This window comes from Isoptericola croceus, assembly GCF_029382255.1.
In the GTDB taxonomy this organism is placed as follows: Bacteria; Actinomycetota; Actinomycetes; order Actinomycetales; family Cellulomonadaceae; genus Isoptericola; species Isoptericola croceus.
The window spans coordinates 1-268 of sequence record NZ_JARLLG010000318.1 but is presented as its reverse complement, the minus strand read 5'-3'; the positions used below and the strand labels follow the sequence as shown (position 1 = coordinate 268).

Here is a 268-nt window from a genome sequence, read left to right as displayed (position 1 = left end):
AACGAATTCGAGCTTCCGGACTACACGATTAAGGACATTCGTGATGCCATCCCTGCTCACTGCTATGAGCGCTCCGGTCTCAAGGGTATGTACTATGTGGCTCGAGATGCGGCCTCTTTGGCGGTCACTTTCTATATCTTCCACAACTATGTGACACCGGAGACGATTCCTTATATGTCCGTTAGAGTCGTCCTGTGGGCTGTCTACACCTTCCTCCAAGGCCTGTTTGGTACCGGGTTGTGGGTTCTGGCGCATGAGTGCGGGCATC

Annotated in this window: 1 protein-coding gene; it reads left to right on the top strand. The window is 53.0% G+C overall.

The genetic code is table 11. From position 1 onward, the window contains the following. Positions 1–268, top strand: a 268-nt coding sequence (locus PZC42_RS21490) for a fatty acid desaturase family protein (protein ID WP_277214201.1), incomplete at both ends; no start/stop codon positions are given.